This window comes from Vibrio sp. 1S139, from assembly GCF_041439475.1.
Classification (GTDB): domain Bacteria; phylum Pseudomonadota; class Gammaproteobacteria; order Enterobacterales; family Vibrionaceae; genus Vibrio; species Vibrio crassostreae_C.
In genome coordinates, this window is the sequence record NZ_JBGOOD010000041.1 from 35,159 (window position 1) to 46,726 (window position 11,568).

The window sequence follows — 11,568 nt, forward strand, 5'->3', positions numbered from 1 at the left end:
TATTTATTTGTTTTTTTTGCATGTTATTTTAGTTCATTCCTTCGTAATGACTAGCTAAAGGTATAGGGTGTGTTTTTAGAGAGATAAAAAACAAACATTTCACCTTTTGATTTAGCTAAACTGTGCTTTATAAGTAGTTATTATGTCATGTTGAGAAAATCTTAGACGATAATATAATCGCGGAAAAATATACTCTGCCAGAAAACTATGTTCACTAAAAATACGTTGAAATCAACATTAGGTCTTATTGTTACGTCGCTTATCTTAAGCGCATGTGGCGGTGGGGAAGGCGGAGGTGATAACACCCCGCCAGCAAGGAATACCGGAAGCATCTCAGGTAACGTTTTTGACGCTCCTGTGAGCGGTGCGAAAATTGAGGTGTTTGAATACAAGGATGGAAACCTAGGTAGGAAGTTAGCAAGTACGACTTCCGATGCTTTTGGTGACTACAAGGTTGAATTTGAATCTTCATCGATGCCACTTTTCATCGTAGCTAAAGAAGGCAGTTATACCGATCCCTTAACGAAAAATACAGTGTCTGTCAGTAACGGCAAAACACTGCGTTTAGAAGCCATGCTCAATTACAAAGAAGGGCGTGATCAAAACTTAATGCTGACCCCTTTGACGAACATCGTTTCAGGCTTAACTCAATACAAAGTAGGCAGGGGAGTGTCAGACTCTACTGCTATATCGGAATCACTAAATAGCATTAACGATATGTATGGTTTCGATGTCAATGAAACTACTCCGATAGACATAACCAAAGGTGGTCAAAGTAGTTTTGCTACATCCGGTCACCAATATGGTGCTTTGTTAACCGCTTATTCTTCTTATTCGTACGACCTAATTCAAAAATACGGTGATACTCAGAGTAATATTTACACATCGATGCATTTGGCTGATATCCAATATCGAGATGTCATTGCCGATGGTCTTCTTGATGGGCTGGAAATAAGTACTGTGTCGGGAGGGGTAACCCCTTTAACCTTCGGTCAACAAAAAGTCTCTAGTGATATTTACACTCACGATTTGGCACAGCATGTTCTAATTGTCGTCAATGATCCTAACTTAAATATTTCAGGAACAGACGCAGACGACTATGTTGAGTTTAGCCGTAAGATTAATGACCAAGGCACCAATAGCGGTACTGGCGGTGTGATCCCACCTCGCGACGAAACCGAAATTGATACCGAAGCGCCTACAGTGTCTAGAACAGACAGTGATGTATTGGTAAGCCTCGATAAAGTGGATATTAAGCTCAATGATGAAATTGGTGTTCAAGGTGTCTCAGCGTACCTTGAATACCAACTGGACGGTGTCTGGTCTCTCGAGAGTCAGTGTGACGATGAACAAACTGCGGGTAGTGAGTTTTGTTTCTTGGAATTCGACGGCTTTGAATCTGGTCTTAGAGAAACAAGTATTAAAGTAAGTGTAGACACAAAAGCCATTGACGAGGTAGAAGTTGATTCGGATACGGGACTCTCAAATGTAACTGCGGCACGTTTGGTTTTTTATACGACTGACGTCTTAGGTAACGAATTAGTTCAAGGGCGAGATGTTGGCCATTATGTAAACTTTGAATGGGACAACAATGCGCCGGTAATTGAAGTAACCTCGGCTAGTTCTATAAACAACAGTGCAAAAGAGTATGTGCTTAAAGGCACTGTAAAAGAAGACTCGCAAGAGATTGATTCGGTAACGGTTTCATTTAAAGGCGGTTTAGATGATAGCGTTTCTTGTGGTCATATAACTTTAGAGTCAGGCAGTGCCTGTGAATTCAGTAAGGGATATTCAACCGATGAATTCGTATCGATAACAACATTTGAAATTAAAGCCACCGATAGCAACGGGAATATTGGTAAGGAAGTTCACGAAGTCGTTCGTGATGATCAAGCGCCGGCGCAAGTGATTAGCTACCCAGAGAATGCTCCAATGAATTATGTCAACGTTAGTGTTGATGGGGAACGCGTAACTAAAGAAGATGTTTATACGCAAGACACCTACACATCAGAAACGGTTCAATCCACTCGTGATTATTTGAAGATTGATTACATTTACGCGAGCAAGGGGATTTTAAACTCAATTCCCGATGTCGATTTTAGTGACTTTAATGTCAACGACCTCAAAGATAACAAAATTCCATATGTTCGTGTCAGAGTCTCAGATGGCAACGGGGATATGGGGTTAGGATCTAGTGCCGACAAACTTAAGCTAGTTGTTAAGTATTTAGTAAGCGCAAACAATGATAATAACTACGTGCTTCAGAAGGTAACCGATACCGTAGCCTCTGCCGCTAACATACCCCACGAAACTATCTCTGATACTGAAGGACACGTAAATGAGGTGATCTATTATGTTCCTTTTGTAAAAGAAATACTTGGTGACAACTTCGATTCGACGTCCGAGAACAGCAGTCAAAAACTAGTGATTCAAACTATTGACGAGTCTGAAAATGAAAGTGCTGAGCAAGAAGTTTATTTTCGTAGTAGCTTCGACTTGCCGACAATGACGATCGTTACTCCATTTATCGGGGCTAGTGTGCAATTGGAGGGATTAAACTCGAAGGGAGAGTTTACCTCGCTAGGAAGATGTACCACGATTCAGCACTTAGAAAGTGATGGAACAAATAAAGCACTCGATGTTGCTGGATGTGAAACAACAACTGATGTAGTTAACTACGACTTTATGCGAGTGCGGTTAATCGGTATTGATGGTAATACGCAACCGTATTACTACAAGTGGGAGAGTGATCCAGGTACACAATCAGAACAAGTGAACCTAAATAGCGCGAATATAGGTGCCTACTTTAAACTTAATGGTTCTAAGACTTTTTATATTACCGAGCTAGCAACATACCAAACCGGACTGTTTGACTCTCAATGGAATCAAGTTGAAGCTGGAAACAAGACTCCAGAGAATGCCGTACGAATTTTAGACGACGTACAATATGCTCTCGCTGGTGGAAGCGATTCATTCTTTGGTTTCGACCCAACGATCGTTTCGTATGCAACGAATGAAATATTGAAAGGTGCTATTCCGGAAAAACTGCCTAATAATTATATTCATCGGTTTTTAGTAGAAGCGATTTATGACATTACCCAAATAAACAATATGCTACTAAGTAACTCTGTTGATTTTGCTTCCGCTATCTATGATGACTTGCAGTACGATGGCCAAGCTAACGGTATTGGTAGTGGGGGTGAAAAAATAGTTCTAGATTCATATGAATTTAGCTCAAAGTCTTACCGTAATGACTTAGCGCAATCATACTATAACATTATGACTGAAAAGTATGGTGTAGCAGCTAACCTAGCTCAGCGATACGCCGATCAGATATCAATGGCGAACCCAAGCCTCGATGGCGAACAGATTATAGACGGTGATGGCGAAAGTATTGATAAATCACCGCCTCAACCTTCGCTAAGTATCGAAAATGGCCGAGAAACATGGGTTGGAAATAAACGGTACGTTGCTGGTGTTTTAGATTCACGGATTATTTTGGAAGATCCGTCTGGCATTGTTGTGGAAGAAGGCAACCAGCCATCTTTTGTTACTATGTGGTATGAGAAAACTGAACCGAATACGGGAACCCCACTTGACCTAAATATTCGAGAGTCAGATGGTGATAGTTATAAAAAGGAGTATTTATTTACCCTTAATACCGAGTCTTCAAATCTCACAGATATTGCCAAGTTTGAGCTTATAACGAGTGCAATGGATGAGCATGGAAATAGCTATGGTTACAATGGGGAGGATCCACATATAGAAACCTTATATGTGGATAATGATTATCCTTTAGCGACTTATATCCCCCCGAGAGATGGTAATGGTGACCCAATTGACGAAAATGTCTATTTGAATACTAATTATGTCCAAGAACTCACTTTCAAAATTGACGATATTGTAGGAGATAAATTGGACGAGCGAGGGTTAACTTTTTATAACCCGGCAACAGGTGCTACCAATGAATATGACGCTAACTCGCATTTTTCGAGCAATACAGAGGATGATTTTAAGGTAAAACTGTGCTCTGGAGACAAGTGTAGCAGCCAAGGTAATATAATTAGTCCAGAAGATGGTAATTGGGTGGTGTATGTTAATGCTGAAGACAATCTGTCTAATATAGTTAACCGCCAGACGACCAATGCCCCTCAATTTAGTGTATTACTTGATTCAAAAGGTCCGGTAGTAAACGGATCTAAAATTATTAACCACTTAGGTGGTAATACTAGCTGGGTACCTGATATTACTTGGAGCTTGAGTCCAGGGAGTTTGGTTGAAGTCGATATGAAGTCAGAGTCTGGCAGGCGTTTCACTTTGCAACATTACGAAACAGAACCTGAAGAGAGTACTGAGCCGTATCTATTAGGCATGCAGCCTAACGTAGAGGTGAGACTAGTTGCGGAGGCATTTAAATATAATGAGAAAAACTTCTTCTACGTAACAGCAACAGACAGTTCTTTTCCATCGGGAACACACAGTGGTGAATTTGAATTCTTGGTCGACAACAAGGGACCAGTAATTGAATTAGCTGACCCTTGGGTTTTAGACACTAATTCAGGTGAAAGCTATGTTCTTGGTACCGCATTTACTGTAAAGCTTACATCAGTATCTGACGACTCTGATGTATCTAAGGTTGAACTTTGGCAACAAGGTCAAAACGCTGCAATACGTTCAATTGACCCCAAAGATCCAACGCAGCCCTTTGATATCGAAATTACAGAAACACAAAGTGACGCTATCGTAATTGGCGAAGACAAAAAGGCGAACCTGTACCTTAAAGCTGTAGACGAATATGGATTTGAATCTAAAACAGAAATTAGAACTGTTCTGCTAGATCGTGAAGGGCCATCACTAAAGTTAAATGGGTTTGATCCGGAAAGTTTCTATCTTGGTAATTATGTATTCAACCTTTCTGCTCAAGACTTAAATGACAGGGGAACACCATCGTCAGAGGGTGTTAACAAAGAAACATTAGAGTATTGGACTTTCAAAGAAAACCCCTCTGATGCAAGCACCTTAGTTGGTGAAGATATGAAGATTCCTTTAGGAGGCGAAAGCGATGGCGATAGTGCGACTCGCACAATCAGATTAGGTGGTTCCGACATTAGAGGAAATACGACAACCGTAGATTATGCGGTTAAAGTTCAAAACTCAAAGCCCACTATTAACTCGGTTACTTTCACATATGAAGATGGCACGCCAGTTTCTTCTGGTGGCCAGATACAAATTACTCGTGTTGAACCTGTAATTATAAGTATTGATGCTGAAGATGAGAGCGGGATCCCGCTAGTTGAAGGTACTTATAAATATGGGGAACAAACCAACAATATCTCATTTTCTCAGAAAGGTGGCCTTTGGGAAGCTAGGTTGACAGAGGCAGATCTAACGGAAGATGGTGCCTATCAGTTGGAATTCAAAGTATATAATAACGTTCGCTATAGCTCTGAACAAGAAAGGCCTGTTTCCGAACGGTCAGAAAGTATCAATGTGCAACGTCAAGGTGTTGCTCTGTCAATCGTAAAACCGACTGACTTCCAAAGTCATATATCGGGAAGTACCCTTAATGTTGAATTTGGCCCTGCGGGTGAGGTAAAAGCAAAAACATTAGAATGTTGGGTTAGAGAGAATTACACCTCAGACGGTGTGCCGGAAGATGGTTCGAACAATGCTTATTCAGGTGTTATAACTAATCCTCAAGAAAATTATAAGTGTAGCATTACAACTGATGTGAATATGTCTGTTTCACCTGTGGTTTTGATAACGAAAACAGTAGGAACGAATGATACTGAAACAGTCAATAAATTCAGCTTTAATATGATGGATATCGATGCCCCTACGGTTGAACAAGACACATATCAATTTACTGGCAATGACGTTGGTTTGAACGCCGAAGGTAAGAAAGTTCTGAGCTTAACATTGAGCTTCAAAGACAATCTTTCTGGTGTGGATATTAGTGATGGTAACGAACCGTTATTGGTAAGAAACCGATTAAATGTGTCTTTTGAACCAAATAGTTGTAGCTCTAAATTGGGTATAACGACATGTACGTATAGAGAGTTGTATGCCGATATCCTCTCTCCGGGGGCGTTACAGCACTTATACACGATTAAGAACTTGTCTGATGTCGCCGGAAACTTAGGTTCGGATCATGCGTTAGAATTATTGCTTCCAGCCCAAGGCGATTTAGAAATCGCTATTACCAGCCCTGCTGAAGATACTATTATTCGAGGTGAGACCCTTGAAATGAAATTCAAGGTGAAGGTTGGACAAAATTCTGATCTTGAAAATGTCGTCGCAACTCTAGATGGTGCGTCATATAATTTGAATGATAACCCAGAGAATTTTGGCCCTTTCACTAAGTGTGAGGATGACTATTCTTGCTCGACGTTTACCGCGCCATTAGATGACAAACTAGATGGTCAATTTATCAAGCCTAAAATTCAAATTATTGATGTATGGGGAGAGTCTATAAGCGATGAAGTCAGCGTAATGGTCGATAATAGCCTACCAAATGTTGACGACACTGTATCCCTCAATGAATCTCCGGATGATTCTAGCTTAGTTAGATTTCAGTTTTCTGTGTGGGATGAAGGTAGCGGTATAGCAAAGGTTAAGTACACAATAGTTAATCCTAAATATGTATTTGATAAAGATGAAATTGGCGACAATTCACACCTTTATTTTGATCTTCCAAAAACTGAGTTAGAAGAGTTGAATTCGATACGAGTCAATGTCGAAGCAACTGACAATGTAGGTTGGACTCAAAATAAGACGATTGATATTGACATTAGGATACCAACTATTGATTTGGCTTTTGATGGAATAACGAGTTTACAAGGGGGTAAGCTTGCTTTTACTAATGATAGCCAAGCGTTCACCATTACCTCTGAAGAGGGAGAGGATGTAAAGGCTGCTTCCTATGCTATAGATTTGGTTCCAGTTTCAGGTAACACGATTAAGTTTTCTGGGAAAATAGCCTCTTCAACAGCTTCAGATACGATGACTTTTGATATCGATGCTCAAGCTGAGTATATGCAAAAAGTAACCGTAACCGATTCTATCGGGCGAGTTATTATTGACTTTAATGTGCTCAACAAGACTTACGATGCTGAAGGCATCGCATCCATTGTTGATTACCAAGCACCGGTCATTTCAAGTATCACCAGTACTCAGGATTCGATGATTCCAGAGGAAGGGCTATATTATTTGGATGTAAGAGCAGACGTCTTCGATAAAAATCTAAGCAGTGTTGGTTCTACTGCGGAAAACGGTACCGATGCCCCGGTAAACCCACAATCAATTGAAGAACCGACCAAAGACGGTGACCCTTACTTGATACGTTATCTTTTATCTCCTGGCGATTATCTAATAAATGTAACGGCAGACGATTTAGTTGAACACCAGACCGAGAAGTCACTAAATACAAAAGTTGAAGCAGCAAGTATTCCAGAGCTAACAATATCAACGGCAGCATCAATGCCTTTGGCTGGTGGCGTTGAAATTCCACTTTTGTTTACCTTCACTGAAGAGGTTAATCAATTTGAATTTTCAGATGTAGAGATTTAAGCAAGTGATGGCAATGATACAGGCGAGTTGAAGCAAGCATCATGGAGTACAACAGACAATATAACTTGGTCGGTCAATTACATAACGCCTGAAAAACAGAACAAAAACATAACCATACGAGTCGGTGATAATAGTTACGAAAGCGTAAATACTATCCCCGGTACAGGGGGTAGTTTGGTTTTGGGGATTGAGGGTGTGTTACCAACCCTGTCTAGCGTGACATTTGATCCAATGCATCAGCAAGTAGGCAAAGATGTACAAGTAGCCCTTGAATTTGATAAGGAATTACAAGAAGTAACGGCCATGCTTGGTGGTAATCAAATCAAATCAACTCACTAACTGCTACGGCTGATAAGAAAGTTTGGAAGGGTAACGTTCGAGTGCCTGATACTAATGAATTAACAGTGGCTTTGATTACAGAGCAATACAAAGACCTAGTGGGTAATGTGGGCACGCAAGACAGCACACACTCGCTGCCTATCACGCCAACGTTGGACATCACACCGGTGGGCAGTGTGGACGGCAGCAATGCCGCGAACTTGGCCTTCTCAGGCACCTCGACCCGTTTTGATGGTCAAGAGCTTCGCCTGGCAGTGAAAGCGCAAGACAATGAGACGGTATTGAAAAATGGCGTTACGACCGTAGCAAGCGGTGGGGCTTGGAGCAGTACGGTGGACATCAGCGATCAACCGAACGGCAGCTACACCGTTATTGTGACGGGCACCAACGCTGCAGGCGTGCAAGTAAGCGAAAGCGCAAGCTTTACGCTCGCGCAAGCGGTACCGACGTTAACGAGCGTGACGTTTAACCCAAAACACCAAGCGATAGGTCAGAGCGTATCGGTCAGTCTTAAGTTCGATAAAGCGCTGCAAGCGGCCAGTGCCGAGTTAGGTGGTACGGTCATCTCGCTGACGCAGAGTGCGGACGCCAGCGTGTGGACGGGCAATGTCGATGTATTAGTCGCGACGTCGTCTGATTTGACGGTGGATTTGGTGGTGAAAGATTACCAAGACTTATTGGGTAACGTGGGGGCGCAAGACAGCACACATTCGCTGCCGATTACGCCAACTATTAGCATCTCTGCGATCAACAGCGGTAACGATGTTAACGAATCAGAGTCACCCACATTGATTCTCGATGGTACTACGGTTCGTTTTTCTGAAGGTGATAAGTTGAGCCTAAGTGTTACAGACAGTGGGGGAGTTAAAGTTTCAGATGCTGATGTGCTGGTTAGTGAAAACGGAGTTTGGCAATATGAACTGACTCTTGATCCAATCGAAGGTGGGTCTGTGACGGTGTCACTACATGGTGCCAATGCACTTGGAGCCGATGCTACTTTGGTTGAATCTACATTTACATTAAATAAGGATGTGAACGCTGCAGTGGTCGTAGTGCCAAGTTTATTACGACAACTGCTTATTTACGACAAGGGCACAAAACTAGCAGCGTAACGCTAATCGTTATATGGAAGATTAGACAAAGGTCTGCCTATTCGGCAGACCTTTTTTGCAAATGTATCTCAGGTTGTTGGAATTTGAGTATGTATCCAGGGCTTAATCATTTTTATTACCCTCAACTTTATTAAGAAAATTATTGTACACCAGTGCCCAATATTGATTAGTTTAGTGATGCTGAGTCATTGAAATGAAAATTATTTTGTTTTTCCTGTCTCATTATTTAGTCATATTTTCAGTCAGATAACTAATATAACTGGTGATGCAATCAGAATGGCAATTGCATAGATATTTTGCATAGTAGTTTTTGGTGTTATCTCTATAAAAGTGCCATCTTGATATTAAATGCATAATATATATAGTGTTTATATCACATCGTTATTTGATGTGGTGTTCTGCATTTTGGTACTTTAGTACCACCCTTTTAAGCCAATTTAGTGTTCCAAAATAAATCCTATTTATATTGGCTAAGTTTATGTGGGAATTTATTCCCACTTTTTTTCTCTTTTACAGATGAGAAAATGCTTAATATAACTTTCTAAATCGATGAAATGCTTCCACCAGATATGTGTGTTTGGTCTAGTTAGTATTTACTTAAGTACGCAATGAAATGATTATTATGTGACATCCGTTCAAATTAATTTGCCTTTTTAGTTGGTCAGACGAAATGACTATTTATCCTGTTTAATTAGCTTTATTGCTAGTGTTATGGTTTTTGACGATACTCCTTCTAATCTATTGAAATTTATAACCATTACGCGTAGAATTTATTTAACCAAATCGTTTTTTAAGCCTTATCAGCTTAGTTATCACCGCAACTATATATACCTGTAGGTTGTGGAGAATCCAAATGCACTTAGTTTGCAAATTTATATCTAGTTCGTCTCTCAGTACGAACGACCTTCAATATGTCTTAACACCGGATGAGTGTATCGGGCTATTTTGGCGTGTGCGCACCCCTAAAGACATCTTGGCTCAATTACCAAGCACCTTGCTTCAGCAGATTACTGCGTCGGCTAAAAAAAATGTCCACAGCCTGCTCAACGCTATTCGAGTAGAACTTGTAAAAGCGAACTGGGTTTGTCTTTCTTCCAATGTGAGGCGCAGTTCATTAACGAGTAAGCAACTAGCAAGCTTTCCCCGACTGAAGTTACATGTCGACAAGCTGAGTAATAGCAATTCAGACCGCACTCACAAAGCCAACTACCAGCAAGTTGTCGATGATGTACCTTTGGCACGCCACTACAGCTTCTCGCCGGTTGAACCTTCCCCAGAACATAAAATCGTTGTCGAGTTTGCAGGGCAGTGGTCGAGTAATGCTGGCTGTCTGATGTTAGGAACTACCGATACTCAAAAAGAAAAAGTGACGGTAGGTAAGCAAGATCGAGAAAATAAACACCGAAGCCTCGCGACATTTAAAGATCTTGAAGTAGAGGGGAAAACGCTCTATATCAAAATTCCTTGTTCTGACCAGCCTCAGCCGATTTTGCTTAAATTAACCGAAGACCTGCAACCCGTTGATAAAGTGACTCAGATGGATGAGTGGGATAACGTGTTGGTGCCGGTGGTTCCTGTTCATAAAGGTGATTCAGGGTATGTATCGATTGATCGTGGTTACGTTTATGTCGTTTGGCAATTAGAAGTTTGGAGAGAAATCCAAATTCAAAACGACGGACGCTTTTCTGATATCGATCTATCGCTCTATCAAAGCACTAAGTCCTCGCCTCAAAGATCGGTCGATATCAGCTTATATGATGAAGACTCCGAAGCATTTCTGTCAGGGGAAGCGTTTCAGTTGTACCAAGACGGTAAAAAAGTCTACGAGGGTGTGTTGAACGAATATGCTTGTGCCCGTGTTTTTGGTCTTACTGCAGAAGAAGTTGAGGTAGTGGTTGCTGATTGGCCTAACGAAGGCGAAACATATACAGAATTACTTCAAACCGAATTGAGTCCATTTAAGGCTGGAAGTAAAACAAAGAGAGAGCCACTTGGTGTTCCTTTGCCTCATATTTGGCTTCCATACAAAATAAACGGTAGCGTACAAAGTGATGTTGCTCTTTATTATTCTCGGGCTCAGCTCAATTTTCAGCAACTCAATGAGTTAAAGAGCGGGAATAATGAAAAAGCGGTTAAAGTAGACCTCAGCGATTATTCTTCTGCTCATAACTTTGATGCGAGCTCCGAACCTGTGATTTCGCTGCCGAATCTAGATACTCAAGCGCCAAGCAAATCAGATTACAATGTCGTTAGTCAAAAAGAGCAAGGTGTTGCTGCCGCTGTTGTTAACTCCCCAACTGAAGGCATCGTAATTACCTATAAAAGTAACCCCCAATGCGATCAACCAGATGATTATTTCCAATTGACGTGTGTTGATGAAACATGGAGCCAAAAGATTTTTTTGCGTGAGGCCGAGTTTGTGGATCAGTCTTGTAAAGAAATTGTGTTTAGTGGTTGGCTACCAGAAGTCAAACGGGTCAATCTAACCCGTCATCATAGACAGGATCTTAAGAGCTAACTTGTTTATTTAGATAGAAAAAAGGCTTCA

General features: G+C 41.1%; 4 protein-coding genes. All 4 read left to right on the forward strand.

The window, feature by feature from the left end; genetic code table 11:
* The first annotated feature begins 207 nt into the window (after nucleotides 1-207).
* The 4 genes from ACED46_RS14515 to ACED46_RS14530 all read left to right on the forward strand — a co-directional run bounded on the left by ACED46_RS14515 (nucleotide 208) and on the right by ACED46_RS14530 (nucleotide 11,538).
* Nucleotides 208-7,569 (forward strand): hypothetical protein, encoded by a 7,362-nt coding sequence (locus ACED46_RS14515; protein ID WP_371721750.1) that lies wholly within the window; start codon nucleotides 208-210, stop codon nucleotides 7,567-7,569.
* A gap of 27 nt (nucleotides 7,570-7,596) precedes the next feature.
* Nucleotides 7,597-7,908, forward strand: coding sequence for a hypothetical protein (locus tag ACED46_RS14520; protein WP_371721751.1), 312 nt, complete (start codon nucleotides 7,597-7,599; stop codon nucleotides 7,906-7,908).
* A gap of 41 nt (nucleotides 7,909-7,949) precedes the next feature.
* The gene (locus ACED46_RS14525; RefSeq protein WP_371721753.1) at nucleotides 7,950-9,020 is read left to right on the forward strand and encodes a hypothetical protein; all 1,071 of its coding nucleotides are present in this window, start codon (nucleotides 7,950-7,952) and stop codon (nucleotides 9,018-9,020) included.
* Nucleotides 9,021-9,873: 853 nt separating this feature from the next.
* The gene (locus ACED46_RS14530; RefSeq protein ID WP_371721754.1) at nucleotides 9,874-11,538 is read left to right on the forward strand and encodes a hypothetical protein; all 1,665 of its coding nucleotides are present in this window, start codon (nucleotides 9,874-9,876) and stop codon (nucleotides 11,536-11,538) included.
* The last annotated feature ends 30 nt before the right edge of the window (nucleotides 11,539-11,568 follow it).

Bases quoted from the DNA above. Each gene is read 5' to 3' on its own strand.
- ACED46_RS14530 (WP_371721754.1), top strand. From the start codon at position 9,874: ATGCACTTAGTTTGCAAATTTATATCTAGTTCGTCTCTCAGTACGAAC.
- ACED46_RS14515 (WP_371721750.1), top strand. From the start codon at position 208: ATGTTCACTAAAAATACGTTGAAATCAACATTAGGTCTTATTGTTACG.